Origin of the sequence: Limimaricola cinnabarinus (assembly GCF_002723615.1) — a bacterium.
Lineage (GTDB): Bacteria > Pseudomonadota > Alphaproteobacteria > Rhodobacterales > Rhodobacteraceae > Limimaricola > Limimaricola cinnabarinus_B.
This window is the reverse complement of sequence record NZ_KZ304954.1, coordinates 213,110-238,819: the sequence shown is the minus strand read 5'-3', so window position 1 is coordinate 238,819 and position 25,710 is coordinate 213,110. Positions and strand designations below refer to the sequence as shown.

28 protein-coding genes are annotated in these 25,710 nt (G+C 71.4%); 6 read left to right on the top strand and 22 right to left on the bottom strand.

The window, feature by feature from the left end; genetic code table 11:
- Positions 1-35: 35 nt before the first annotated feature.
- Positions 36-485 carry a L,D-transpeptidase family protein gene (locus tag CJ301_RS06970; protein ID WP_099275731.1) on the top strand — a complete coding sequence of 150 codons (450 nt, stop codon included), beginning with the start codon at positions 36-38 and terminating at the stop codon, positions 483-485.
- A 118-nt stretch (positions 486-603) separates the two neighbouring features.
- On the opposite strand, the gene fmt is transcribed toward CJ301_RS06970, so the two are convergent.
- From fmt to def (CJ301_RS06950), 4 genes are read right to left on the bottom strand one after another with little or no spacing between them, the layout of a single operon-like run.
- Positions 604-1,503, bottom strand: a complete 900-nt coding sequence (gene fmt, locus CJ301_RS06965) for a methionyl-tRNA formyltransferase (protein ID WP_099275670.1) — start codon at positions 1,501-1,503, stop codon at positions 604-606.
- Complete coding sequence (gene def / locus CJ301_RS06960; RefSeq protein WP_099275668.1) at positions 1,503-1,994, bottom strand: peptide deformylase; 492 nt, start codon at positions 1,992-1,994, stop codon at positions 1,503-1,505. Before def (CJ301_RS06960) ends, fmt begins: the two co-directional genes overlap by 1 nt.
- Positions 1,991-2,461: a peptide deformylase gene (def, locus tag CJ301_RS06955; RefSeq protein ID WP_099275666.1), complete on the bottom strand. Its 471-nt coding sequence runs from the start codon at positions 2,459-2,461 to the stop codon at positions 1,991-1,993. Before def (CJ301_RS06955) ends, def (CJ301_RS06960) begins: the two co-directional genes overlap by 4 nt.
- Positions 2,461-2,982: a peptide deformylase gene (def, locus tag CJ301_RS06950; RefSeq protein WP_099275664.1), complete on the bottom strand. Its 522-nt coding sequence runs from the start codon at positions 2,980-2,982 to the stop codon at positions 2,461-2,463. The genes def (CJ301_RS06955) and def (CJ301_RS06950) overlap by 1 nt, the downstream gene beginning before the upstream one ends.
- Before the next feature lie 102 nt (positions 2,983-3,084).
- Here def (CJ301_RS06950) and CJ301_RS06945 point away from each other — a divergent pair, with 102 nt between their 5' ends.
- The gene (locus CJ301_RS06945) at positions 3,085-4,278 is read left to right on the top strand and encodes a MalY/PatB family protein (RefSeq protein WP_254050093.1); all 1,194 of its coding nucleotides are present in this window, start codon (positions 3,085-3,087) and stop codon (positions 4,276-4,278) included.
- A 4-nt stretch (positions 4,279-4,282) separates the two neighbouring features.
- On the opposite strand, the gene CJ301_RS06940 is transcribed toward CJ301_RS06945, so the two are convergent.
- The 17 genes from CJ301_RS06940 to CJ301_RS06860 all read right to left on the bottom strand — a co-directional run bounded on the left by CJ301_RS06940 (position 4,283) and on the right by CJ301_RS06860 (position 22,390).
- Positions 4,283-4,633 (bottom strand): hypothetical protein, encoded by a 351-nt coding sequence (locus CJ301_RS06940; protein ID WP_099275663.1) that lies wholly within the window; start codon positions 4,631-4,633, stop codon positions 4,283-4,285.
- 71 nt (positions 4,634-4,704) lie between these two features.
- On the bottom strand, positions 4,705-5,472 hold the full coding sequence (gene cobM / locus CJ301_RS06935) for a precorrin-4 C(11)-methyltransferase (protein WP_099275661.1): 768 nt from the start codon (positions 5,470-5,472) through the stop codon (positions 4,705-4,707).
- 69 nt (positions 5,473-5,541) lie between these two features.
- Positions 5,542-7,341: a precorrin-3B C(17)-methyltransferase gene (gene cobJ / locus CJ301_RS06930; RefSeq protein ID WP_099275659.1), complete on the bottom strand. Its 1,800-nt coding sequence runs from the start codon at positions 7,339-7,341 to the stop codon at positions 5,542-5,544.
- Positions 7,332-8,033, bottom strand: coding sequence for a precorrin-2 C(20)-methyltransferase (gene cobI / locus CJ301_RS06925; protein WP_099275657.1), 702 nt, complete (start codon positions 8,031-8,033; stop codon positions 7,332-7,334). Before cobI ends, cobJ begins: the two co-directional genes overlap by 10 nt.
- Complete coding sequence (gene cbiE / locus CJ301_RS06920) at positions 8,030-9,247, bottom strand: precorrin-6y C5,15-methyltransferase (decarboxylating) subunit CbiE (protein WP_099275655.1); 1,218 nt, start codon at positions 9,245-9,247, stop codon at positions 8,030-8,032. Before cbiE ends, cobI begins: the two co-directional genes overlap by 4 nt.
- A complete protein-coding gene (locus CJ301_RS06915; RefSeq protein ID WP_099275653.1) occupies positions 9,244-9,879 on the bottom strand; it encodes a precorrin-8X methylmutase in 636 nt (211 codons plus the stop codon). Before CJ301_RS06915 ends, cbiE begins: the two co-directional genes overlap by 4 nt.
- A 61-nt stretch (positions 9,880-9,940) precedes the next feature.
- Positions 9,941-11,044, bottom strand: a complete 1,104-nt coding sequence (locus CJ301_RS06910; RefSeq protein WP_099275651.1) for a sirohydrochlorin chelatase — start codon at positions 11,042-11,044, stop codon at positions 9,941-9,943.
- Positions 11,045-11,091: 47 nt separating this feature from the next.
- Complete coding sequence (locus tag CJ301_RS06905; RefSeq protein WP_437438409.1) at positions 11,092-11,391, bottom strand: DUF6732 family protein; 300 nt, start codon at positions 11,389-11,391, stop codon at positions 11,092-11,094.
- A gap of 110 nt (positions 11,392-11,501) precedes the next feature.
- Positions 11,502-12,017, bottom strand: a complete 516-nt coding sequence (locus CJ301_RS06900; RefSeq protein ID WP_099275647.1) for a hypothetical protein — start codon at positions 12,015-12,017, stop codon at positions 11,502-11,504.
- Between the two features lie 64 nt (positions 12,018-12,081).
- Positions 12,082-14,016: a DNA mismatch repair endonuclease MutL gene (gene mutL, locus CJ301_RS06895; RefSeq protein WP_099275645.1), complete on the bottom strand. Its 1,935-nt coding sequence runs from the start codon at positions 14,014-14,016 to the stop codon at positions 12,082-12,084.
- A 43-nt stretch (positions 14,017-14,059) separates the two neighbouring features.
- Positions 14,060-15,448, bottom strand: coding sequence for a M16 family metallopeptidase (locus tag CJ301_RS06890; RefSeq protein WP_099275643.1), 1,389 nt, complete (start codon positions 15,446-15,448; stop codon positions 14,060-14,062).
- Positions 15,445-16,785, bottom strand: a complete 1,341-nt coding sequence (locus CJ301_RS06885; RefSeq protein WP_099275641.1) for a M16 family metallopeptidase — start codon at positions 16,783-16,785, stop codon at positions 15,445-15,447. Before CJ301_RS06885 ends, CJ301_RS06890 begins: the two co-directional genes overlap by 4 nt.
- Positions 16,786-16,870: 85 nt before the next feature.
- The gene (locus tag CJ301_RS06880) at positions 16,871-17,107 is read right to left on the bottom strand and encodes a DUF3035 domain-containing protein (protein WP_099275639.1); all 237 of its coding nucleotides are present in this window, start codon (positions 17,105-17,107) and stop codon (positions 16,871-16,873) included.
- A gap of 56 nt (positions 17,108-17,163) precedes the next feature.
- Positions 17,164-17,688, bottom strand: a complete 525-nt coding sequence (gene lspA / locus CJ301_RS06875) for a signal peptidase II (RefSeq protein WP_099275727.1) — start codon at positions 17,686-17,688, stop codon at positions 17,164-17,166.
- 10 nt (positions 17,689-17,698) lie between these two features.
- On the bottom strand, positions 17,699-19,285 hold the full coding sequence (gene purH, locus CJ301_RS06870; RefSeq protein ID WP_099275637.1) for a bifunctional phosphoribosylaminoimidazolecarboxamide formyltransferase/IMP cyclohydrolase: 1,587 nt from the start codon (positions 19,283-19,285) through the stop codon (positions 17,699-17,701).
- 32 nt (positions 19,286-19,317) lie between these two features.
- Positions 19,318-21,033: a heparinase II/III family protein gene (locus CJ301_RS06865; RefSeq protein WP_099275635.1), complete on the bottom strand. Its 1,716-nt coding sequence runs from the start codon at positions 21,031-21,033 to the stop codon at positions 19,318-19,320.
- A gap of 58 nt (positions 21,034-21,091) precedes the next feature.
- A complete protein-coding gene (locus CJ301_RS06860) occupies positions 21,092-22,390 on the bottom strand; it encodes an RsmB/NOP family class I SAM-dependent RNA methyltransferase (RefSeq protein WP_099275633.1) in 1,299 nt (432 codons plus the stop codon).
- A gap of 97 nt (positions 22,391-22,487) precedes the next feature.
- Here CJ301_RS06860 and CJ301_RS06855 point away from each other — a divergent pair, with 97 nt between their 5' ends.
- Entirely contained in the window at positions 22,488-22,673 is a 186-nt protein-coding gene (locus tag CJ301_RS06855) for a DUF1674 domain-containing protein (RefSeq protein ID WP_099275631.1), read from the top strand.
- A 4-nt stretch (positions 22,674-22,677) separates the two neighbouring features.
- Here the strand turns inward: CJ301_RS06855 and dapB are convergent, their stop codons facing one another.
- Positions 22,678-23,496 carry a 4-hydroxy-tetrahydrodipicolinate reductase gene (gene dapB / locus CJ301_RS06850; RefSeq protein ID WP_099275629.1) on the bottom strand — a complete coding sequence of 273 codons (819 nt, stop codon included), beginning with the start codon at positions 23,494-23,496 and terminating at the stop codon, positions 22,678-22,680.
- 85 nt (positions 23,497-23,581) lie between these two features.
- Between dapB and rbfA the strand changes: the two genes are divergently transcribed.
- From rbfA to truB, 3 genes are read left to right on the top strand one after another with little or no spacing between them, the layout of a single operon-like run.
- On the top strand, positions 23,582-24,007 hold the full coding sequence (rbfA, locus tag CJ301_RS06845; protein ID WP_099275627.1) for a 30S ribosome-binding factor RbfA: 426 nt from the start codon (positions 23,582-23,584) through the stop codon (positions 24,005-24,007).
- Positions 24,004-24,768, top strand: a complete 765-nt coding sequence (locus CJ301_RS06840; protein ID WP_099275625.1) for a phosphodiester glycosidase family protein — start codon at positions 24,004-24,006, stop codon at positions 24,766-24,768. The genes rbfA and CJ301_RS06840 overlap by 4 nt, the downstream gene beginning before the upstream one ends.
- A gap of 34 nt (positions 24,769-24,802) precedes the next feature.
- Positions 24,803-25,708, top strand: coding sequence for a tRNA pseudouridine(55) synthase TruB (gene truB, locus CJ301_RS06835; RefSeq protein WP_099275623.1), 906 nt, complete (start codon positions 24,803-24,805; stop codon positions 25,706-25,708).
- Positions 25,709-25,710 lie beyond the last annotated feature (2 nt).

The following is a 25,710-nucleotide window of genomic DNA, read 5'->3' as shown; positions in this document are numbered from 1 at the left end:
CCGATCTCGTCCTCACCCGGCGCGGCCTGCGCTTCATGGGCCGCCACCTGCCCTGTTCGATCGGCCGGGGCGGCATCCGCGCGGACAAGCGCGAGGGCGACGGCGCGACGCCGGTGGGCGAACACCGCATTACCGGCATGCTCTACCGCCCCGACCGCCTGCCCGCGCCGCAGCCCTGGGCCGAGCCGATCCGCCCGGGCGACCTGTGGTCGGACGCCTCCGGCGATCCCGCCTACAACAGCCATGTCCGCGCCCCCTACCCCGCCAGCTTCGAGACGCTGCGCCGGGCCGATCCGCTTTACGACATCGTTCTGGTCACGGATTGGAACGAGGGTGGCAGGCCGAACGAAGGCTCCGCCATCTTTTTGCACCAGCGCCGCCGCCCGGGCTATCCGACCGAGGGCTGCGTCGCCTTCGCGCGGGCGGATCTGATCTGGCTGGCGCAGCGCGTGACCCCGGGCGCACGGCTGATCGTCCGGCGCTGATCCCCTTCATCTTTCTTCAAATACGTAAATCGCTCCATGTCCACCCGGCGCTCCGTTGGCCGGCCGGGCGCCATGCGTATTTGAAGAAAGATGAACGAGGGGCGCGGCGCCCGGCGGGTCAGCCGAGCCTGTCGGGCAGGGCCTTGCCCCTGAGCGCCTCATCCGCCGGCATCGGCTTGCGGCCCTCGCGCTGGATTTCCAGCAGCTCCACCGCGCCATCGGCGCAGGCGACGGTCGCTGGGCCGATCCGCGCGCCGGGCGCGCCCTCACCCGGGCCGGAGGCGGCGCGCAGGATCTTCAGCCGCTCGCCTTTCGCCATGCACCACGCGCCCGGAAAGGGCGACAGCGCGTTGACCTGCCGCGCGACATGGGCGGCGGTGCGGGTCCAGTCGATCCGCGCCTCGGCCTTGTCGATCTTCGTGGCATAGGTGACGCCGCGCTCGGGCTGCGGCTCGGGGCGCAGCTCGTCCAGACGGCGCAGCGTCTCGACCACGAGCCGCCCGCCCATTCGCGCCAGCTCGTCATGCAGGTCCGACGCGGTGTCGGTCGCGCCGATCGGCGTCGTCTCGCGCAAAAGCACCGGGCCGGTGTCGAGCCCGGCCTCCATCTGCATGATGCAGACACCGGTCTCGTTGTCGCCCTCCATGATCGCGCGCTGGATCGGCGCGGCGCCGCGCCAGCGCGGCAGCAGCGAGGCGTGGATGTTGAGGCAGCCATGCTTCGGCGCATCGAGCACCGCCTGCGGCAGGATGAGACCATAGGCCACGACCACGGCGATGTCGGCGTTCAAGGCGGCGAACTCGGCCTGCGCCGCCTCGTTCCTGAGCGAGACCGGGTGGCGCACCGAGAGCCCCAGCGCCTCGGCGCGGGCCTGCACGGCCGAGGGCCGGGGTTTCTTGCCCCGCCCTGCCGGGCGCGGCGGCTGGGTATAGACGCAGGCGATATCGTGGCCCGCACGCACAAGCGCGTCGAGTGCGACAACGGAGAAGTCGGGCGTGCCCATGAAGACGATGCGCATCAGGAGAACTTCCTTGCCTTGGCGACCAGCCGGTCGCGCTTCAGCCGGCTCAGCCGGTCGAAATACATCCGCCCCTCCAGATGGTCGATCTGGTGCTGCAGCGATGTGGCCCAGAGCCCGACGAAATCGCGCTCCTCGATCTCGCCCGCCTCGTTGAGAAACCGCGCCGTCACCGCGCGCGGCCGCGAGATCACCGCCGAGACGCCGGGCAGGTTGGGCGAGGCTTCCTCGTGCTCGCGCAGCTGCGCGCTTTCGTGCAGGATCTCGGGGTTGGCCATGCGCACCGCCTGCCCGCGCCCGTCAGAGGCATCGACCACGGCAAGCCGCAGGCTCACGCCGATCTGGGGTGCCGCGAGGCCGACGCCGGGCATCGCGTCCATCGCGTCGATCATCTCGTCCCACAGCGCGCGGATCTCGTCGGTGATCGCCTCGACGGGGGCGGCGGGCTTGCGCAGCGTGGCATGCGGCCAGCGCAGGAAGGGGCGGGTCATGCGAGGTCTTCCTCTTCGTGGCGGTCGATGCAGAGAATACCGTTCAGATGATCGAGCTCGTGCTGGATGCAGGTGGCCTCGATCCCGCCGAATTCGGCCTCGTGGCCCAGACCGTTGAGATCCTGCCAGTTCAGCGTGACGCGGGCGGGGCGGCGGACGCGGCAGGGCGTGTCGGGGATCGAGAGGCACCCCTCCTCGCGCAGCACGGTTTCGTCCGAGGCGGCGGCGATCTCGGGATTCACGAAGACCCGGGGTGCGGGATCGCCGGCCTTCCATTCCACATCCGTCACGAAGATCCGCATCGGCAGGCTCACCTGCGGCGCGGCGAGGCCGCGGCCGCCGGCGGCATACATCGTCTCGATCATGTCGGCGGCAAGCTGCGACAGCGTCGCGTCGAACAGTTTCACCGGCTGCGCGGTGCTGCGCAGCACCGGGGCGGGGTGAAGGACGATGTCGAGCACGGCCATCAGCCGCGCGCCCGCTCGCGCTTGAGCTTGACCATCTTGCGGGTGATCATCTGCCGCTTCATCGGCTTGAGATAATCGATGAAGAGCCGGCCATCGAGATGGTCGATCTCGTGCTGCACGCAGGTGGCCCAAAGCCCGTCGAAGCGCTCGGAATGGGTCTTGCCGTCGAGGCCGAGCCATTCGACCTCGACCTCGGCCGGGCGCTCGACATCGGCGAACTGCTCGGGGATCGACAGGCAGCCCTCCTCATAGACCGAGCGCGCCTCGGATTCCCATGTCACCTTCGGGTTGACCAGCACCATGGGCCGGGCCGCGCCCTCGTCCTCCTTGGTGGCGTCCATGACGAGCAGGCGGCTGAGCTTGCCGATCTGCGGCGCGGCGAGACCGATGCCCGGCGCGTCATACATGGTCTCTAACATGTCGTCGGCGAGACGGCGGATCTCGTCGGTGATGGCGGGCACCGGCTCGGCCAGCGTCTTCAGGCGCGGGTCGGGGTGAATGAGGATGGGGCGCAATGTCATGGCGCCGATCTAGGGCGAAGCGGCGCGCATGGCAACACGCGGCCCCTTGCGCGCCCCGCGCGGCGCGTGCAGCCTCCGCCCCGCGACCAACAGGAGACCGCCATGAGCCCCATGCCCCCCGCCGCCCCCGATTTCGACGAGATCATCGACCGGCGCGGCACCAATTGCTCCAAGTGGGACAGCATGGAGCCGGTCTATGGCGTGAGCCCCGACGAGGGCATCGCCATGTGGGTCGCGGACATGGATTTCCGCCCGCCCGCCTGCGTGCAGCGCGCGGTCGAAGGCATGGCCGCGCATGGCATCTATGGCTACGCCGCCTCGGATGATGCGCAGCGCGAGGCGATCGGCTGGTGGATGGACCGCCGCCATGGCTGGCGGCCCGATGCGGGCGACATCTTCACCACGCACGGCCTCGTCAATGCCACGGGGCTCTGCGTCGATGCCTGGACCGAACCGGGCGACGGCGTGGTGCTGTTCACCCCGGTCTACCACGCCTTCGCGCGGGTGATCCGCGCGGCGGGGCGCGAGGTGGTCGAATGTCCGCTGGCCATGGATCACGGCCGCTACGTGCCCGATTTCGACGCCTGGGACGCGATGATGACCGGGCGCGAGAAGATGATGATCCTGTGTTCGCCGCAAAACCCCGGCGGCCGGGTCTGGAGCCGGGCCGAGCTTGAGGGCTGGGCCGCCTTCGCGCGGCGGCACGATCTGATCCTCGTCTCCGACGAGATCCATTGCGACCTGACCATGCCGGGCGTGACACATACCGCGATGACCCGGATCGAGGGCGTGGCCGACCGGCTGGTGATGCTGACCGCGACGACCAAGACCTTCAACATCGCGGGCGCGCATATCGGCAATGTCATCATCTCGGACCCCGCGCTCAAGGCGCGGTTCTCGGCCCGGATGCGGGCGCTGGGCCTTTCGCCCAACTCCTTCGGCCTCGCCATGGCGACGGTGGCGATGTCGCCCGAGGGGGTGGACTGGCTGGAGGCGCTGCGCGGCTATCTTGACGGCAATCGCCGCCTGTTCGAGGAGGGCGTGGGCAAAATCCCCGGCGTGTCACCCATGACGCTCGAATCCACCTATCTCGAATGGGTGGATTTTTTGGGCACCGGCATGAGCCGCGAGGAGGTGCTTCGGCGGATCGAGGGCGATGCGAAGATCGCCGTGAATCACGGCACCAGCTTCGGGCGGGGCGGCGAGAGCTTTCAGCGGTTCAACATCGCGACGCCGCGCGCGCGGGTGAAGGAGGCCGTCTCGCGGCTGCAGGCGGCGTTTTCCGACCTGCAGTAGCGCCTCAGAGGCGGGGCAGCCTGAGCGCGGGCTCCGCCTCCGTCCGCTCGAAATCGACGGGCGCGCTGTCGGCGACGCGGCTGTGGCGCTTGAACTCGTAGACCCGCTCGCCCTCCTCGTCGCGCGAGGTCATGACGAGGCATTGGTAGAGATGGCGCGGCCCGTCATAGAGATCGACGAAGCCATGCAGGATCGGCGCGTCCTTGGCCGCGAGGGCGAAGCCCGTCTCCCACATGCGCAGCACCGGGTGGATCTCTTCGCCGTCATGCACGCAAAGCCGGGCCGAGCGGCGCTGCGCGGCGCGGCGCGCGGCTTCCAGGGCGTCCTGCAGGTCCTTGGTCAGATATTCGGTCATCTCGCATCTCCCCTGCCCCCATCCTGCGCAGGGAAATGTAAATTTCAAGCGACGTTCGTGGAAAATTCTCTTCAGCCGCGCGCCTTGGGGCGCAGGACATGCGGCTGCGCCGGGTCGTAGAGCGCGCTGTCGGGAAAGCCCTGCTCCTCGCCCAGCGCCGGGCCCACGAGGATGAGCGCGGTGCGGGTGAGCTTGGCCGCGCGCACCTTGGCGTGGATGTCCGACAGCGTGCCGCGGATCACCTGCTGGTCGGGCCAGCTGGCGCGGTAGACCACGGCGACCGGGCAATCGGCGCCGTAGAAGGGCGTCAGCCGCCGCTCGATATCGCGCAGCGCCCGGATGCCGAGATGGATGGCCAGCGTGGTGCCGGTGGCGGCGAAGTTCTCCAGCGTCTCGCCTTCGGGCATGGCGGTCGATTTCATCGACATGCGGGTGAGCACGATGGATTGCGCCAGCGCGGGGATGGTCAGCTCCTGCCCCAGCGCGGCGGCGGCGGCGGTGTAGGCGGGCACGCCCGGCACGATCTCGTAGGCGATGCCGTCGGCTTTCAGCCTGCGGATCTGCTCGGCGATGGCGCCGTAGAGCGAAGGGTCGCCCGAATGCACCCGCGCGACATCCTCGCCGCGCCGATGCGCCGCGAGGATCTCGGCATGGGTCTCGTCGAGCGTCATGGGTGCCGTGTCGAGAACGCGCGCGCCTTGGGGCGCGCCCGCCACGACCTCTTCGGGCACCAGCGAGCCCGCATAGAGGCAGACCGGGCAGGCCGCGATGAGCCGCGCGGCCTTGAGCGTCAGAAGCTCCGGGTCGCCCGGCCCGGCCCCGATGAAATAGACGGTCATTGGGCGCGTCCCCCGTTCATCTTTCCCAAAATACGCATGGCGCCCGGCGTCATCCGCCGCGCCGCGCCTTCAGCGCGCATCGATCTTCCTGGCGTAGCCGCGCGGCGTCACCATGCGCGGCCCCTCGCCCAGTTCGACCAGCTTCGACTGCGAGGAGCCCACGAGCACGACGGTCAGCATGTCGACCTCGTCGACCTCAAGCTCGTCGAGCCGCCGGTAGCGGATCTCTTCCTCGGGGCGGCCCAGCGAGGAGGCCAGCAGCACAGGCGTGTCGGCCGGGCGATGCTCCAGCAGGATCTCGCGCGCCTCGGCCAGGAGCGTGCGGCGGCGCTTGGAAACCGGATTGTAGAAGGCAATGACGAAATCGCCCCCAGCCGCGGCATGCAGCCGTTTCACGATGTCCTCGCGCGGGGTGAGCAGGTCCGACAGCGAGATGGCGCAGAAATCGTGGCCCAGCGGCGCACCGGCGCGGGCGGCTGCGGCCTGCAGCGCCGAGACGCCGGGTGTGCAGGTGACCTCGATGCGGCGCGCGGCGTCCGAGACGCCGCCCTTGTCTCGGTCGCGGCCCAGCAGTTCGAAGACCAGCGCCCCCATGGCATAGATGCCCGCATCGCCCGAGCAGATCAGCGCCACGTCGCGCCCCTCGGCGGCGCGTTCGAGCGCGTAGCGGCAGCGGTCTTCCTCGCCGCCCAGCGGGAAATCGGCGCGGGGTTTTCCGGCGGCGAGCGGTCCCAGCAGGTCGATATAGCGCCCGTAGCCCACCAGCTCCTCGGCCTGGGTGATGAGGCGGCTGGCCTCGGGTGTGCGCCAGCCCGACTGGCCCGGCCCGATGCCAACGACCGAGAGCCGCCCGCGGCGGCGACCGCGCAGCTCGGTGATCGGTGCGGGGGCGAGCGCCAGCGCGCAAGTGGCGTTGGCGGTCTTGCGCTTGGTGACGGCGAGGGTGGCGTCCGCCCCGGCCTGCGCCAGCGCCGCCCCTTCGGAGACGCCGTGACAGCCGACCTCGGCGAAGACCACCTCGGAGGGGGTGGCGAGGCGGGGCGTCTCGGCCTCCAGCTCGGCGGCGGAGAAGAGCCGCAGCGGCACGCCGATTACACGTGAAACATCGAGGATCGCGGGCTCGTCGGCCTTGAGGTCGATCGAGGCCACGGCCTGCACGGCCTGCGGCGCGATCCCGGCCTCGGCGAGGGTTTCGCGGGCGAGTGCCGCGAGTTCCTCGGGCGGGCAGTTGCGGGCGCAGCCGAGCCCCAGCACGGCGCGTTGCGGCGCGAAGTGAAGATGCTCCGGCCCGAGCCCCTGCTGCGGCGCTTCAGAGACGGTGATCCTCAGCGCGTCGCCCTGCGGCAGGTCGGTCAGCCATGGCGCGTCGCCCGTGACGGTCGCGCCGCCGCCCGACAGGAGCGCCGCCATCGCGCCCTTGGCGTCCTCGGGGTTCACCAGCCGGTAGCCCGCGGGCGGCTCATCGAGCGCGACGCCGAGCACCACGTCGCCGGCGGTGGTGACGGCGGCGGTGGCGTCCAGCGCTTCGGCGATGCGTTTCGCCAGACGGTTCGCGCCGCGATGGCCGCCCAAAAGCGGCACCACCACGCGCCCGTCATCGGAAACCGAGATCACCGGCGGCTCGGCGCGCTTGTCGGAGAGCTGCGGCGCGACGGCGCGGATCAGGATGCCGGAGGCGCAGACGCCCACCACCGCATGACCGGCGGCGAAAAGGTCGCGCGCATGCTCCAGCGCATCGGCAAAGAAGGCGTCGGCGGCCTCGACCCGCCCCTCGCGGCCATGCAGCGGCGCATCCAGCGCCTCGGCCAGCTTGCGGGCCACGGGTTCGCCCGAGCGGGAGAGGGCGAGAACAACGGGGGTCACAGCCAAGGATCGGCTCCCTTCGTGAGGATGATCATCGAGAAATAGGGGGCGGTATCGGGCGCCTCGGCCAGCGGGCGAACCACTTCGGCCTCCAGCGTGGCGCGCTCGACGTAAGTGGCATGGGCGGTCAGGCCGAGCGCGTCGATCACGGCGCGCACCTTCGGGAAATGGCGGCCCAGCTTCATGATCGCGACGCTTTCCGCGCCCTCGATCCGGGCGCGCAGCTCGGCCTCGGGCAAGGGTCCCGGCAACACTGTCAGTCGCTCGTTGCGCGCGGCGAGCGGGCGGCGCGCGGCGGCGGCGGCGGCGGTGAGCGAGGTGACGCCGGGCACGATCTCGACCCGGTGGCGACCCGCCAGCCGCGCGAAGAGATACATGAAGGAGCCGTAGAAGAACGGGTCGCCCTCGCACAGGCAGACCACGTCCTCGCCCGCCTCCAGCACGTGGGCGATCCTTGCCGCGCCCGCGTCATAGGCCGCCTGCGCCGGGCCGCGCTCCACCGTCATCGGCACGTCCATGGCGATCTCGCGCGCGTCGGGCGCGATGAGGCCGGCGGCGATCGAGCGGGCGAAGCTCGCGCCGCCCGCCAGCGTCGGGTAGGCGATGACGCGCGCGGCCTCGATCAGCCGCGCGGCGCGCAGGGTGATCAGGTCGGGCGCGCCGGGGCCGAGCCCCACGCCATACAGCGTGCCGCTCATCGCTTGATCAGGCTCCATTGCATCACCGGCATCGCCGGTTTCCAGCCGGTGAGCCGGCCCACTGGGGCCGCGCGCGCAACCGAGATCCGCACCAGATCGCCGCCATGCGCGGCATGCAGCGCGATAAGCGCTGCCTCGCTCTCCAGCGTCACCGCGTTGGCCACGAGCCGCCCCAGCGGGCGCAGCGCAGACCATGCCGCCTCGAACACCTCTGCCGAAAGCCCGCCACCGACGAAGATCGCATCCGGCGCGGGCAGCCCGTCGAGTGCCGCGGGCGCTTCGCCCTCCACCAGCCGCAGCCGCGGCGTGCCGAGCGCCAGCGCGTTGGCCGCCGCCATCGCCCGGCGGTCGGCGCGCGGTTCGATGCCGATGGCCCCCGCGTAGCGCGCCGCGCGCATCCATTCGATCGCGACCGAGCCCGAGCCGGTGCCGATGTCCCACAACAGCGCGCCGCGCATCGGCATCAGCTTGGCGAGCGTCGCGGCGCGCAGCTCGCGCTTGGTCATGGTGCCGTCCGAGACGAAGAGGCTGTCGTCGAGCCCCGGCACGCGCGGGATCAGCGCGGCATCGGGGGCCGCGACGCAATCGACGGCCAGCGTGTTGAAGGCGGGCACCTCGTGGTCCCAGTCCTCCGCCACCCCGTCGAAGCGCGCCTCCTCCTCGCCGCCCATATTGGCCAGCACCGTCATCGGGCTCTGGCCGAAGCCGCGCTCGGTCAGGAAGCGGGCGATCTGGCCGGGCGTCTCGGAGCCGGTGGTGAGGATCAGGAGCCGCGCCTGCGGCTGGATGAAGGCGATCATCTGCTCCACGGGGCGGCCATGCACGGTCAGCGTTTCGACATCCGCGAGGCTCCAGCCCATGCGGGCGGAGGCGAGCTGGAAGGCCGAGACCTGCGGATGATAGACGACCTCCGATGCCGGGATCGCCCGGCCGATCCGCGCGCCGACCGAGAACCACAGCGGATCGCCGGTGGCGAGCACCACGACGCGGCGGCCCTTGTAGCTTTCGAGCTTTTCGATCAGCGCGTCGAAGGGGCTGGGCCATGCGACGCGCTCGGCGCCGACCGCGCCCGCCAGCTCGTGATGCCGTTCGCCGCCGAAGATGATCTCGGCCGCCTCGACCACGGCGCGGGTCGCGGGCAGAAGCCCGTCCATCCCGTCCTCGCCGATGCCGACGACGTGGAGCCAGGGCTCCTCTGCTGCGACCGCGTTCATGGCTTTTCCTCCGAAATGCCGTTGGCCAGCGCGTTCACCGCCGCCGAGGCCATGGCAGAGCCGCCCTTGCGGCCCCTGAGCGCGACGAAATCGCAGCCGCGCGGGTCCGCCGCCAGCTCGGCCTTGGATTCCGCCGCACCGACGAAGCCCACCGGAAAGCCGAAGATCAGCGCCGGTTTCGGCCAGCCCTGATCGAGCCGCTCCAGAAGGTGGAACAGCGCGGTGGGCGCGTTGCCCACGGCCACCACCGCGCCCTCGATCCGGTCGCGCCACAGATCGACGGCGGCCGCCGAGCGGGTGGTGCCGAGATCCTTCGCCATGTCGGGCACGCGCGGGTCGTTCAGCGTCACCGCGATCTCGGTGTCCGGCAGATGCCGCCGGATGACCCCCGCCGCGACCATCTCGCAATCGCACAAGACCGGCGCGCCCGAGGCCAGCGCCGCGCGCCCCGCCGCCATGGCATGGGGCGAAAAGGCCAGCCTGTCGGCGATCTCGACCATGCCGCAGGCATGGATCAGCCGGATCACCATCGGCTGGAGATCCTCGGGGAAGCGATCGAGCCGCGCCTCGGCGCGCACGGTGGCGAAGCTCTGGGCGTAGATCTTCGCGGGATCGGTCTCATAGGGGCGCATCAGGCCCTCCTTGCCGCGCGGTGGACACCGGCGGCTGTGCTTGTGCGGGAAGGGGCGAGGCTCACTTGCGCGACTTCAGCACGCTGAGCGGCCCGAGCGGGTGATCGGCCTGCGGATAGGGTGCGTGGTGATGGTCGTGATCGTGGTCATGCCCGTGGTGATGGTGATGATGCCCGTGATCGTGGTGATGGTCGTGCGGCAGACCATGCGCATGGGCGTGATCATGCTGCGCCTGCGCATCAAGCCGGCACATGCCGGTGCAGAAATCGGCGCAGAGCGCGCAATCGGCGACGTTGGAGCCCGGCGCATTCGCCCCCTGCCCCTCGACATGGTGGTGATGGCTTTCCTGCACCGCGCCGACCTCGGCCTCGAAGCCCAGAACCTGCGTGCGGTACTTGCACATGCCGCAGGTCGGCGGCACGGCGTCGCCCACCAGCTCGGTCACGCGCTCGGCAAAGGTGTTCATCACCTCCGGGTGGTCGCCCAAGTAAGGCGCCTTGACGATCTCCAGCTCGGGATGCGCCTCGGCCACCTGGTCGGTGAAGCCGTAGATCCGGTCGATCAGGATGCCGGAGAAGAGGAAGTAGGGGAACACCACCACGCGGCGGTAGCCCAAGCGCGCCACATGTTCGAGGCAGGGCTCGACCAGAGGAAAGGTGACGCCGGAATAGCCGGTCTCGCACCAGCCGAAGCCCATGCCCTCCCACAAGAGCCGCGCGATCTTGGAGACGTTGCCATTGGCGTCGGGATCGGAGGCCCCGCGGCCGATCACCACGAGGCAGGTCTCGTGCATCGGCACGTCCGACGGGTTGGCATCGAGCGCGCTCTGAATCCGGTCGGCGGCGGCGGCGACCATGCGCGGATCGACCCCGAGCTCGCGGCCATAGGTGATCTCGATGCCGTGCTTCTTGGCATAGGTATTGAGCACGGTCGGGATGTCGTTCTTGGCGTGCATCGCCGCGAAGAGCATGCCCGGCACGGCGAGGATGCGGGTGCAGCCCTGCTCGCGCAGCCGGTCGAGCCCGTCGCGGATCACCGGGTTGGCGAATTCGAGATAGCCGTATTCCACCGGCCAGTCGGGCGGCAGCAGCGCGGGCAGCTTTTCGGCCAGCACCGCGAACTCGTCGACCGCCGACTGGCTGCGCGAGCCATGGCCGCAGATCATCACGCCAGTCTTGGGCGCGCTCACGCCCGGGCCTGTCTTGGGCGCGCTCACGCCCGGGCCTCGTCGCCCTGATCCTCGGCTTCCGTCTCGGCGGGCTCGTCCTCCTTGCGTCCGCCCCTGAGCGCGCCCCACAGGCCCAGCGCGATGGCGACGCCGATCGCCGCGCCCGCGACCCAGTGGTCGTGGCCGGCGACATCGGCCACGTGGCCGGGATGGGCGAGGGCCGCGCCGGGGGCGGCCATGAGGGCGGTGGTCGGCAGGAGGATATGGCGCATCGCGGACCTCTCGATCTGGCAATGGCCGGCGCTCGCCGCGAGGATCGCGGCGATGCGAGGACGACGCAGCACCTTGGTCCCCTGTCTGGGTCGACCGCCGCGCCACCTACCGTTCCGGCCACTTAGGGCTTCGTCGCCCCCTCCTTAACGATCGGCACGCCGCGGCGAAACCCCTCGATGCGTCACTTCATGGGGATCGTGCGACCCGCCGGCGCGCGCGCCTCGCGCAGCGCCGAAGGCTCGATCGCGGGGACATGCTCCCAGGCCAGCGGCACCTGCCGGTCGGCGAATTTGCCGCCGCCCGAGCGGGTCACGAAGCCCTCGCCGCCGGTCATCAGGTGAAAGCTCATCCCGTGCACGCCGCTCACCACATAGGTTTCGCCCGCGACCGAAAGCTGCCCGGCATGGCCATCGACGCAGATGGCGCGTCCCTCCCGGCAGGGGATCAGCTGCCATGTCGCCATGGCGCCGCGCCGATCCGGCGCGATCACCGAGACCGGCCCCATCTCGAAGGGATTCTCGGTATATTCGGCGGCGAAGGGCTCTGGCTCGGGCAGCGCGCGCAGTTCCGCGTCCGGCGGCAGCACCGGCGGCAGCGCCACCGATTCGAGCAAAGGCATCGCCCGTGGCCCGAAATCGGCGCAACCCGCCAGCATCAGCGCCGCGAGGACGCCCCCGATCTTGATTCCCACTCGCATCGCACCGCTCCTCGTTCCGCGCCTCGCCTTCACTTAGAGGTGAGCTTCTCCCCGACAAGCAAGCTCAGCGTCGCCCGAAGAGCTTCTCGATGTCCGACAGTTGCAGCTCGACATAGGTGGGGCGGCCATGATTGCACTGGCCCGAGCCCGGCGTCGCCTCCATCTCGCGCAACAGCGCGTTCATCTCCTCGGCCCGCATGCGGCGGCCCGAGCGGACCGAGCCGTGGCAGGCCACCCGGCTCAGGATCGCGTCGAGCCGGGCGGGCAGCGCGGTCGAGGCGTCGAGATCCTCGAGCTCGTCGAGAATGTCGCGCAACAGCGCGCCTGCGTCGATCCGCCCCAGCATGGCGGGCGTCTCGCGCACCGCCACCGTGCCGGGGCCGAAGGATTCGATGCTCAGGCCGAGCGTCGAAAGCTCCTCCGCCGCCTCCAGCAGCCGCGCCGCACCTGCGCCGAGATCGACGATCTCGGGCACCAAGAGCGCCTGCGCCGCCACGCCGGTCTCGGCCATCTGCCGCTTCAGCCGCTCATAGACCAGCCGCTCATGCGCGGCGTGCTGATCCACGAGCACCATGCCGGTCTCGGTCTGCGCCACGATCCAGTTGCCGTGCAGCTGCGCGCGCGCCGCCCCGAGTGGCAGCGCTTCCGCGCCGCTCTCGGCCTCGGGCTCGACCCGCGCCGAGGGGGTCTCGGTTCCCGGCAAACGCGCGGGCATGGCGGGCGGCGCGGTCTCGAAGCCGAAGCTTGATTCGCCCATGCCCGGCGCCTGCCCCGCGCGCGCCACCTGCATCGCCCGCATCGAGGGGCGGTCCATCTGGTAGACCCGCGCGGGCGCGCCGCCGCCCGCGGGGCGGTCCTCCTCGTCGATCAGCCCGCCCGCATCGCCCGCCCGCTCCGCCGCCGGGCCGGGCCGCATCATGCCCAGCGTCTCCTGCGCCACGGTGGTCGAGGCGCGGTGCCCCGCGCCCGACAGCGCCGCGCGGATGGTCGAGACGATCAGCCCGCGCACCGCCTGCGGGTCGCGGAACCGCACCTCGGATTTCGCCGGGTGGACGTTGACGTCCACGAGATGCGGATCGCATTCGACGAAGAGCGCCGCGGCGGGAAAGCGGTCGCGCGACAGGAAATCCATGTAGGCCGCGCGCAGCGCGCCGGTGAGCTGCCGGTCGGTCACGGGGCGGCCATTGACGAAGACGTGTTGGCTCACCCCCGCCCCGCGCGAATAGGTCGGCAGCGCGGCGAAGCCGGTGAGGTGCAGCCCCTCGCGGCTGCCATCCACGGGCAGCGCGTTGTCGTGGAACTCGCGCCCCAGAATGGCGGCGAGGCGGCGGCCCAGCGCCTCCACCGGGTCGCCCGTCTCGGCATCGACGCGAAAGATCTCGCGGTCGCGCCCCTCGGTCGCGTCGCGCAAGGAGAAGGCGACATGCGGTTCGGCCATGGCCAGGCGGCGCAGCGCCTCGGCGAGCGCCTGCCCCTCGGCCCGGTCGGAGCGCATGAATTTGAGCCGGGCGGGGGTGGCGTGAAACAGGTCGCGCAGCTCGACCACCGTGCCGCGCTCCAGCGCGGCCGGGGTGACCGGGCCGAGCCGCCCGCCCTCGACCCTGATCGCCGCCGCCTCGTGGCCATGGGCGCGCGAGGTGAGCACCAGCCGCCCGACCGCGCCCAGAGAGGCCAGCGCCTCGCCGCGAAAGCCGAAGGAGTGGATTGCCAGCAAATCCGAGCCGTCGATCTTCGATGTGGCGTGGCGCGCCAGCGCCAGCGGCAGCTCATCGGGCGTCATGCCGCAGCCGTCATCCTTGATGCGGATGAGCCGCTTGCCGCCGGCGGCGATGGTGACCTCGATCCGCCGCGCGCCCGCGTCGAGCGCGTTCTCGACGAGCTCCTTGACCGCCGAGGCGGGCCGCTCGACCACCTCGCCGGCGGCGATGCGGTTGATCGCCGCCTCGTCGAGCTGGCGGATCACGGGGCGCGGGGGCGGTGGGGTCTCTTGCAGCGTCATGGGGCCGAGACTAGCACGGCCCGCCCGGCCCGCGCGAGGGGGCTCACCGCGCCGCCGGGACCGCTTCGGGCAGCACCACCTCGGGCAAGATCACGCGCGGGGCCTGCAGCACCTGCGCCCCGTCCAGCCCCTCGGGGCGGCCCACCACCACGAAATGCAGCGCCTCCGGGTCGACCCGCTCGGCGGCGACGCGGTTGATCTCCTCGAGCGTCACCGCCTCGATGAACTCGTTGCGCTCGGTGACGTAGCTTTGCGGCAGGCCGGTGACCTGCATGCCGACGAGGATGCCCGCGATCTGGCCATTGCCGTCGAAGCGCAGCGGGTATTCCCCGGTGAGATAGGTCTGGGCGGCGTCGAGCTCGTCTTGCGTCACGCCCTCCTCGGCGATGCGCGCCCATTCGTCGCGGATCACCTCGATCGCGGTGGCCATACGGTCATTGGCCGAGGCGACGGAGCCGATCCAGAACTCGGCGTTTTCCAAGGGCACCAGATCGGTGCTGATGCCATAGGTCAGCCCGCGCTTCTCGCGCAGCTCCGTCATCAGCCGGCTCTCGAACCCGCCGCCGCCGAGGATGTGGTTGAGGATGTAGGCCGCGAAGAAATCCTCGTCCTCGCGCTCGAGCCCGGGCTGGCCGAACAGCGCCACCGATTGCGGCGTCGGATAGTCGATCACCTCGACCCCGCCCGCGAGGCCGAACTCGACATGGCCGGGAAGCTCGGGCCCCTCCTCGGGCAGATCGCCCAGAAGCTCGTCGAGCAGCGCGCCCAGCTCCTCGGGCGTGATGTCGCCCACCGCGCCGACATGCACGTTCTCGCGGGTCAGCGCCGCCTCATGCGCGGCAAGGAGATCCGCGCGCGTGAGCGCGGCGACGCTCTCGGGCGTGCCGTTGTCGGGCCGCCCGTAAGGGTGATCGCCGAAGGCCGCCTCGTAGAAGGCGCGGCTGGCGAGGCGGCGCGGGTTCTGCGCGTCCTGCGCCAGGATCGACTGTACCTGCCCGCGCACCCGCTCGATGGCGACCGGGTCGAAGCGCGGCGCGACCAGCGCCTCGCGCAGCAGATCGACCGCCGCCGCGCGGTTCTCGGTCAGCATCCGGGCCGAGACGCTGAGCGTGTCGCTGCCCACGTCGAAGGAGAAGCTCGCCCCGAGATCCTCGCGCGCGGCCTGGAATTCGCGCGCCTCCATCTCGCCCGCGCCCTCCTCCAGAAGGCCGGTCATCAGGTTCACCGCGCCGAGGCTGTCGGGCTCGTCGAGCGAGGTGCCGCCCTCGAAGCGGATCTCCAGCGCGGTGAAGGGGATGGTGTGGTCCTCGACCAGCCATGCGGTGATGCCGCCGGGCGAGGTCACCTCCTCGATCTCGATCGCGACCTCGGCCCGGGCGGTACCGGCGACGGTGGCGCAGAGGGCGAGAGTCAGGCTCAGGATGCGGATCATTTCAGGGCCTCTTCGCGGCTGGGCACGACATGCAGGGTGACGCTCCGGTCCGGATCGAAGAGCGCGCGCGCGGCGTCGCGCACCTCGTCGGCGGTGACCGATTGCAGGATTTCGGGCCAGTCGGCCACGTCCTCCACCGTCAGCCCCTGGCTCAGCGCCGCGCCGTAGCGCCGCGCCAGCCCCTCGACCGAATCGCGGGCATAGATCTCGGAGGCGCGCAGCTTGGTGCGGATGCGCTTCATCTGCTCCTCGCTCGGGCCGGTGTCGAGAAACCCGGCCAGCACCTCGTCGAGCGCCGCCTCGGCCGCGTCGAGCGTGACGCCGGGCTTGGGCACGACCGAGAGCGAGAAGGTGGTGTCGTCGAGCGACTTGCCCTCGTAGCCCGCGCCCGCATGCAGCGCGATGTCGCGCTCGAACACCAGCTCCTCGCCCAGCACCGAGGTGAAGGAGGAGCCGCCGAGGATCTCGGCGAGATAGGTCAGCGCGGCGGCGGCCCGCTGATCGCCCGCGTCGCGCTCGGGCGCGAGGTAGCCGCGGCTGAGATAGGGCTGGGAGACGCGGGCGTCTTCATAGGTGAGATGGCGCGGCGCGCGCTGCGGCGGCTCCTGCGGGCGGATCCGCTCGGGCAGCTCGGGCTCGGCCGGGATCGGGCCGTAATGTTCCTCGGCCAGCGCAAGCACCTCTTCGGGCTCCACGTCGCCCGCGACCACGAGGATCGCGTCATTGGGCGAATAATAGGTCTCGTAGACCTCGCGCACCTCGTCGCGGCCCAGCCCCTCGATCTCGTGCATCCAGCCGATCACCGGCGCGCCGTAGGGGTGGTTGAGATATTGCGCGGCGGTCATCTGCTCGCGCGCCAATGCGCCGGGGTTGCTCTCGACCCGCTGGTTGCGCTCCTCGACGATCACCTGCCGCTCGGTTTCGATGTCCTCGTCGGTCAGGCGCAAATTGTTCATGCGGTCGGCCTCCATCTGCATCATCAATGGCAGGCGGTCGGCGGCGACGCGCTGGTAATAGGCGGTGTAATCGGTCGAGGTGAAGGCATTGTCGGAGCCGCCATTGGCGGCGACGGTGGCGGAGAACTCGCCCGCCTCCATGTTCTCGGTCGCCTTGAACATCAGGTGTTCGAGGAAATGCGCCACGCCCGAGGCGCCCTGCGGCTCGTCGGCGGAGCCGACGCGGTACCACAGCATCTGGGTGACCACGGGGGCGCGGTGATCCTCGATCACCACCACGTCGAGACCGTTGTCGAGGGTGTAGGTCGTCACGGCCTCCGTCATCGCCAGCGCCGGTGTCGCCAGCATGAGGGGAACGGACAGGGCCAGTCTGCGCAGCATGGGGTGCCTCCTTCGCTGCGCCCAACCTACGGCGCGGACCGGCCGCCGCAAGCACCGCCACGGCTTCGTGAGCGGGCGCGAGCGGTCAGAAAGGCGGCCGAAGCGCGCCCCGGCCCGCGGCCTGCCGCAGCGCGATGGCGCCGGGGTCGGGATCGGCGCGGTTCGCCACGCCCGGCGCGGGCGGCGGCAGGTCGAGCCGCGCGGGAATCTCGAGCGGCTGTTGCGGCGCCACGAGGGAGGGGTCGGGCCCGCCCGAGCCATCGCCCCCCGCGCAGCCCGCGAGTGTCAGCGCGGTCAGCCCCGCGGCCAGTGCCAGTCGCATGCGTCGTCCCTGTCCCTGTCGTCCGACCCCCTGCCTAGCGCAGCTTTCGCGCCGGGTCACGGGCTCTTTGTGCCGCGCTTGGCGCGCGGCCCCGCGCCGTCATGGCCGGGCCGCCGCCGGGGCTGCGCCTTGTCGCCGCCGAACAGCACGAGCCCCACCGCGCCCAGGAAGATGGCGATATCGGCGACGTTGAAGGCATAGGGGTTGTTTATGCCGCAGCAGGTGACGTTGAGGAAATCGGCCACCGCGCCATAGAGCACCCGGTCGATCACGTTGCCCAGCGCGCCGCCGACCAGAAGCCCCGCCGAGATCCGCGCCATGCGCCCGCCGCCATCGCGCGCGATCCAGACCAGCACCGCCGCCGAGATCGCCAGCGCGAGGCCGATCAGCGCCCAGCGCATGTCGAACCCGGCGAAGAGGCCGAAATTGACGCCCTTGTTCCAGGCCATGCGAAAGCTCAGCACGCCGGGGATCACGTCCAGGTGGAGCCGGTCCATCAGCCCCAGCGCGTGCACCACGAGGTATTTCGTCGCCTGATCGACGAGAAACACCCAAAAGCCGGTCCAGAGGGTCAGCCGCATCATGCGCTCCTCAATGACGGAAGTGCCGCATGCCGGTCAGCACCATCGCCAGACCCGCCTCGTCCGCCGCCGCGATCACCTCGGCGTCGCGCATCGAGCCGCCGGGCTGGATCACCGCCGTCACGCCCGCGCCCGCCGCCTCCATCAGCCCATCGGCAAAGGGGAAGAAGGCGTCCGAGGCCACGACCGAACCCTTGGCCGGGCTTTCGGCGAGGCCCAGCGCCTCGCCCATGCGGCCCGCCTTGGCGGCGGCGATCAGCGCGCTATCGAGCCGGCTCATCTGGCCCGCGCCGACGCCGACGGTCTGGCCGTCCTTGGCATAGACGATGGCGTTGGATTTCACGTGGCGCGCCACGGTCCAGGCGAACATCAGGTCGTCGAGCTCCTGCGCCGAGGGCGCGCGCTTGGTGGCGACCTTCAGGTCCTCGCGCGTCACGAAGCCCGAATCGTGGTCCTGCACCAGAAGCCCGCCTGCGACCTGCCGGTAGGCCAGCCGGGGGCTGCGCGGATCGGGCAGCGCGTCGGTGACGAGAAGCCGCAGGTTCTTCTTGGCGGCGAAGATGGCGCGGGCGTCGTCATCGGCGCCGGGCGCGATGACCACCTCGGTGAAGATCTTGGCGATCTCCTCGGCGGTCGCGCCGTCGAGCGGGCGGTTGAGCGCCACGATGCCGCCGAAGGCGGAAGTGCGGTCGCAGTCGAAGGCGCGCGCATAGGCTTCCTTGAGCGTTTTGCCGGTGGCGACGCCGCAGGGATTGGCGTGCTTGATGATGGCGCAGGCAGGCGCGTCGCCGCCGAACTCGGCCACCAGCTCATAGGCGGCGTCGGTGTCGTTGATGTTGTTGTAGCTCAGCGCCTTGCCCTGGATCTGGGCGGCGGTGGCGACGCCGGGGCGGTTCGTGCCATCGGTGTAGAAGGCCGCGTTCTGATGCGGGTTCTCGCCATAGCGCAGCGTCTGGGCGAGCGTGCCGGCAAAGGCGCGGCGGCGCGGGGCTTCCTCGCCGATGGCCGCGGCCATCCATGTGCTGACGGCGGCATCATAGGCGGCGGTGCGGGCATAGGCGGTCTGGGCGAGGCGCTTGCGGAAGGGCAGATCGGTCTGGCCGTCGTTGCGCTCAAGCTCCGCAAGCAGCGCCTCGTAATCCTCGACATCGGTGACCACGCAGACATCGGCGTGGTTCTTGGCGGCGGCGCGGATCATCGCCGGGCCGCCGATGTCGATGTTCTCGATGCAAGTCTCGTAATCGCCGCCCTTCGCCACCGTCTCCTCGAAGGGGTAGAGGTTCACCACCAGCAGGTCGATCGCCGGGATGGCGTGCTCCTGCATCGCCGCGACATGGCCTTCATCCGAGCGCACGGCCAGGAGGCCGCCATGCACCTTGGGGTGCAGCGTCTTGACCCGGCCATCCATCATCTCGGGAAAACCGGTGACCTCGGCCACGTCGCGCACGGGCAGCCCCGCCTCGCGCAGCGTGCGCGCGGAGCCGCCGGTGGAGAGCAGCTCGACGCCGCGGGCATCGAGCGCGCGGGCCAGCTCGACGAGGCCGGTCTTGTCGGAAACGGAGAGCAGCGCGCGGCGCAGCGGGGCAAGCGAGGTCATGGATCGTCCTTCCTGGTCCTGATCCGCCGGTCTCATGCCGGATCGCCCTTCGCGCGCCACAGGTCGCGCAAGGTCGGCACGGCATCGCCCGATCGCAGGAGCGACCAACGGACGAGGGTCGCATAGGCCATCGCGCGGCCGGATAAAACCACCTGTTGCGTCGGCACCGGCCGGGGCTGGCTCTTTTCGAGATAGACCGACGGCGCCAGCGCCAGCCGCGCGCCGCCATCATGCGACAGCACCCAAAGCTCGCCCGAGCGCAGCCGCAGCCGCGCCTGCCGGCCCTTCGGGTCGAGTTCGCATTCGGCATCGGGATGCAGGTGAAAGCGGATGGTGAAGGCCACGCCCGGATCGGGGCCCGCGCGGCTCGCCGCGTCGAAGGCGCGCTCATCGGCGGGGCCGAGCGTGGTCAGGAGATCCTCGCCCACCAGCGCCTGGCCGCCCCGGCCAAGCCCGAGCCGCCGGTCATGGGTCAGCCCGAAGCCCGCGCGCCAGGCGTCGTGGCTGGCCTCGATGCGCGGCACCCCGTCGGCGCGGGTCATGTGCGCCAAGACCTCGCGCGGCCCCTCCGTCAGCGGCTCCGTCCCTTCCGGGCCGCGCCCGAGCCGGGCCGAGGAGAGCCCTTCGAGGCAGAGCGTCGAATGCGACAGCGTCGCCCGCCCGGCGCGGCGCCAGTCGGGGCCGTGATGCGCGCCCGCGCCGCAGCCGACGATCAGGGGCCGCCGCCCGCTGGTCATCTCGAAGGCCAGCGTCGAGGCATGGGCCGCCCAGGCGCGCGGCCCGCTGGGCGGCGGCGCCGCGTCGAGGATCACGGTGCTGCGCCCCGCCGCGAGCCGGGCAAAGCCCATGCAGAGCCCCGCGGGCGGCGGGCCAGGTGCCACGTCCGCGCCCAGAAGCGCGCGCTCGGGCTGCCCCTCGGTCCCGCGCCCGCCGCCGTGAAACCGCGCGAGCCCGCCATCGGCATGGCGCAGCGCCCGCAAGAGCCGCGCCGCGCGCGCCATGGCCTCGCGCTGGGCGGGGGTGGTGGCCGACCCGAGCAGCGCCGCCGCCTCGACCAGCCCGCCCAGCAGCTCAGACAGCGCCTCGGGGTTGCGCGAGGCGATCGCGCCATCGGGTCCGATCGCCCGCGCCGCCGCCTGCCCCAGCATCGGCGCGCAGCGCGCGGGCTGGCGCGGTGCGCCATGCAGCGCCGTTTCCGCCCGCAGCAGCGCCACGAGGCAGAGGATCTGGTCGGGCCCGGCCTCGGCGCGGCGCCAATGCCGCGCCAGCCAGCGCGATTGCAGCGTCATGCTGCGCAGGAGCGCCGGCATGTCGGCGCGCGGGGAAGCCCCCTCCGACAGCCAGCCCGCCTGTGCGACGAGACAGGACAGCCGCGCCGCCACGATGTCCGGCGCCCAGCCCGGCCCCCGCCCCTGCCCGTAGCGCGCGATCCAGTCGCGCAGCCAGTTCCATGCGAGATCGCGCGCCGCCGGCCCGCCCAGCGCCGCGAGGTCTTCGAGCCAGCCGAAGCGGTGCAGCGCGATGCCGTCGGGGTCGGTCTCGGGGCCGAGCGTCCAGATCATGCGCCCCTGCGCCGCCACGATCTGCCCGCCGCGCAGGTGACGCTCGGCCAGAAGTTCGCGCCCCCGCGACGCGAGGCCGCGCCCGTCCGGCGGGGCCGGGCGGGCCAGCGCCTCGGGCACGGGCGCGCGGGCGTCGGCGTGCCAGCGCAGCCGCTCGATCCCCCATCCGCGCTGCAGGCGCCCCATCGGCCATCACCCCCCTCGCCCCGTTCGGCGCCATGCTAGGCCCCGGCGGGGTGGCTTGTCACCCGTCGCGCGCGCCGGGCCTCAGGCAGGCGATGAAGAAGCCGTCCATGCCGCCCCGCTCGGCCCAGTAATCGGGCCGCAGCCGCAGCCCCTCCGCGCCGATCCAGCCGGGTTCGATGCCCGGGCGCTCCAGCGCCGCGAGGTCGTTTTGCAGCCCCGCATGGCGCTCCAGCGCCTCCTCGACCTGCACCTCGCCCTCGTCGGGCAGCAGCGAGCAGGTGCAGAAGACCAGCCGCCCGCCGGGCTTCAAGAGCCCCAGAGCGTGGTCGATCATCTCGGCCTGCAACTCGATCAGCGCGCCGAACTCCGCCCCGTCCTTGGCATGCGGCAGGTCCGAGTGGCGGCGGATCGTGCCGGTGGCCGAACAGGGCGCGTCGAGCAGGATCGCGTCATAGCCTGCCTCGTCGAACTCCAGCGCATCGCCCTGCACGACCCGCGCCACAAGGCCGGTGCGGTCGAGATTCTCGCGCAGCCGCCCGAGCCGCGTCTCCGACAGATCGAGCGCGGTGACCTCCGCGCCCGTGGCCGCGAGCTGCATGGTCTTGCCGCCCGGTGCCGCGCACATGTCGAGCACGCGCTCGCCGGGCCTGGCGTCGAGCACCCGCGCCGCCAGCGCCGCGGCGGCGTCCTGCACCCACCACTCGCCCGCCTCGAAGCCCGGCAGCGCCGAGACCTGCCCCGCATCATGCAGCCGCACCGCGCCCGTGGGCAGGAGCGCGCCGCCCAGCGCCTCGGCCAGCGCCGCCGGATCGCCCTTCGCGGTCAGGTCGAGCGGCGGGGTCTCGGCCTGCACCGCCTCCATCGCCTCGACCGCCCGGCGCCCCCAGGCCGCGACAAGCGGGCCGCGCAGCCAGTTCGGCAGCTTGGGCACCGGCAGCTTGGCGAAGGCCTCGGGCGGCTGGTCGCCAAGCTTGCGCAGCACCGCGTTGACGAGGCCCTTGTAGCTCTGGGTGCGCTTGCCGCGGGACATGATCTGCACCATGGCGTTGACCACCCCGTGCGGGGCGGCGCCCTCCATGATCTCGACCACGCCGAGCCTGAGCGCGTTGCGCACAGCCAGCGGCGGCTGCTTCGCGAGATAGGGCTTCAGCGCCCGGTCGGCGCGCGGCAGCTGGCGCAGCGTCGCGGTGGCGAGGCGCTGGGCGCGGGCACGGTCGGGCGGCGAGAGCCGCTCCAGCGCGCCCGCGCCGATGGTTTCCGACAGGAGGCGCTGGCCGCCCGTCGCCTGTTCGACGAGATGCAGCGCGGCGCGGCGCGCGGCGATGCCGTCATCTGGGGCCGTGCGGGGCTGTGTCATGGCGGGTCCGGGGGTTGTTGGAGACGGCTCAGCACGTATATCCCGAGCATCCGCCGCACAAGCGCCGCCCTGCCCGGCGCGCATCAGGAGAGCCGCCATGGCCGACCAGACCTCTGCCACCGATCTGCCGCCCGCCGCCCGCCGGGCGCTCGAGGAGGCCCGCGCCCGCCGCGAGGCGCTCGACAAGGCCGCGCAGCTGCCGACCGAGCTCGGCGGCCGCGACGGCCCCGAGCCGGTGCGCTACGGCGATTGGGAAAAGCAGGGCCTCGCCATCGACTTCTGAAGGCTCAGCGGCCGAGCCCCAGCACGTCGATCATGTCGTGCTGGCCCGGCGGCCGCCCCTGCCCCCACAGCACGGCGCGCAGCGCGCCGCGCGCAAAGATCATCCGGTCGGTCGCCATGTGGCGCAGCACGATCCGCTCGCCCTTTCCGGCGAAGATCACGTCGTGCTCGCCGACGATGTCGCCGCCGCGAATCGCCGAAAAGCCGATATGCCCCTCGGTTCGCGCGCCGGTGATGCCGTCGCGGCCCCGGTCGGCGACCTGCGACAGCGTCACGCCGCGCGCCTTGGCCGCCGCCTCGCCCAGCATCAGGGCCGTGCCCGAGGGCGCGTCGGCCTTCTGGTTGTGATGCGCCTCGACCACCTCGATGTCCCAGCCCTCGTCCAGCGCGGCGGCGACCATGCCGGTCAGACCGGTCAGCAGGTTCACCCCGAGGCTCATATTGCCGGCGCGGATCTGCGTGCAATGCCGCGAGGCCGGCACCAGCTTCTCGATCTGGGCGTCGGTGAAGCCGGTGGTGCCGATGACATGCACCGCGCGGGCCTGTGCCGCCAGATGCGCGATCTCGAGCGTGGTCTCCGGCGTGGTGAAGTCGATCACCCCTTGCGCGCGGGCCATCGCCTCGAGCGGATCGGAGGTGGCGATCACCCCCATCGCCGGGCCGCCCATGGCGTGGCCCACATCCTGCCCGACCCAGTCATGCCCCTCGCGCACCACGGCCCCGGCAAGCCGGGCCTGGTCGCTGTCGCAGACCGCCTGCACCAGCATCCGGCCCATCCGGCCCGCCGCCCCCATGATCACGATCCCCGGTGTCGTCTCGGTCATGCGCCTGTCCTCTCAAAGCCCGCCCCTGTCTCGCGCGGCCCGCGCCCGCTTGGCAAGCCCGCTTGCGAAGACTAGATGGAGCCGCATGAGCAAATCCCGTTCCTCCGAGCCCCGTGGCCCCTCGCAGCGCCAGCTGCGCGTGGGCGAACTGATCCGCCGCAGCCTGTCCGAGCTTCTAAGCCGGGGCGACCTGCACGAGCCCGAGCTCTCGGCCATGTCGATCACCGTGGGCGAGGTGCGCGCCACGCCCGATCTCAAGCGCGCCACCTGCTTCGTGCTGCCCTTGGGCGGCGGCGACGAGACGGTGATGCTCGACGCGCTCAGGCGCGCCAAGCCCGAGATCCGCCACCAGCTGGCGCGGACCATGAAGCTCAAGCACGCGCCCGATCTCAAATTCGAGATCGACCGCACCTTCGACCGGATGGACGAGACCCGCCGCCTTCTGTCGGACGAAAAGGTCCGCCGCGACGTCGAGGCCGCCGACCGCGCCCCGGAGGAGGACGGGGAATGACCCCGCGCCTCGGGCTGGCCGCGCTGGGGCTCGCCGCCGCCTGCACGTGGCCGCTGGCCGGCCAGGCGCAGGTTTGCGAGGATGTCGACCATGAGGGGCTGTCCTACACGGTCTGCGAGGTCGATCCCGCGACCGACGATCTGCGGCTGTTTCTCACCGACGAGAATGGCGGGCTTTACGGCAGCTTTCAGGAGATCGACCGGCAGGCCGAGGGGCGGGCGCTGACCTTCGCGATGAATGCGGGCATGTATCACCCCGACCGCCGCCCCGTGGGCCAGTATCTCGAAGAGGGCGAGGAGGTGATGCGCCTCGTCACCAATGCCGGTCCGGGCAATTTCGGCATGCTGCCCAACGGCGTGTTCTGCATCGGCGAGGGCACCGCGCGCGCGATCGAGACGCTGGCCTACGAGGCCGAGGCGCCCGAATGCCGCTATGCCACGCAATCGGGGCCGATGCTGGTGATCGATGGCGAGCTGCATCCGCGCTTTCTGCCCGACAGCACCTCGCGCCATGTCCGCAACGGCGTCGGCACCACCGAGGAGGGCGACCGCGCGGTCTTTGTCATCGCCAACCAGCCGGTGACCTTTTACGAGTTCGGCTCGTTCTTCCGCGACCGCCTCGATCTGCCGCAGGCGCTCTATTTCGACGGCAATGTCAGCCGCTTGCACGCGCCGGGGCTGAACCGGTCGGATTTCGGCTTTGCCATGGGGCCGATCGTCGGCGTGCTCTCGCCCGTTGACGCGGACCGCCCCGGCGGCTAGGCCGCGCGCCTCGCAGGAACGAAGGGGGCCTTTTATGGCACGCAAGCGCAAGGGCCGCGACATCTCGGGCTGGCTGGTGGTGGACAAGCCCGCGGGCATGACCTCCACGGCGGTGGTCAACAAGGTCAAATGGGCCTTCGACGCCAAGAAGGCGGGCCATGCCGGCACGCTCGACCCGGATGCCACCGGCGTGCTCGCCGTGGCGCTGGGCGAGGCCACCAAGACCGTGCCCTTCATCACCGATGCGCTCAAGGCCTACGAGTTCACCGTGACCTTCGGTGCGGCGACCAACACCGACGATGCCGATGGCGAGGTGATCGCGCGCTCCGACGCCCGTCCCACGGATGCCGAGATCAAGGAGGCGCTGCACTCCTTCGTCGGCGATATCGAACAGGTGCCGCCCGCCTTTTCGGCGGTGAAGATCGACGGCCAGCGCGCCTATGCCAAGGCGCGCGCGGGCGAGGAGGTGGAGCTGGCCGCGCGTCCGCTCTGGGTCGAGAGCCTGATCCTTCTGGAGCGCGCGGATGCCGATCACGCCAAGCTGGAAATGGTCTGCGGCAAGGGCGGCTATGTGCGCTCCATCGCGCGCGATCTGGGCGAAAAGCTCGGCTGCCTCGGCCATGTGCGCGAGCTGCGCCGGGTCTGGTCGGGGCCGTTCGCCGCCGGGGATGGCGTGACGCTTCGCGAGATCGAGGCGGAGGCGAAATCCGAGGCGCTCGACCGTTTCCTGCGCCCGCTCGAAGACGGGCTCGCCGACCTGCCGCGCGTCACCTGCTCGGCCGAGGCCGCGGGGCGGCTCAGGAACGGCAACCCGGCGCCGGTGATCGCCTCGGGCCTCGATTACGGCGAAGAGGCCTGGGCCGCGCATGAGGGCCGCGCCGTGGCGGTGGGCCGCATGATGGGGCCGGAGCTGCATCCCAACCGCGTCTTCGTTCTCTGAGG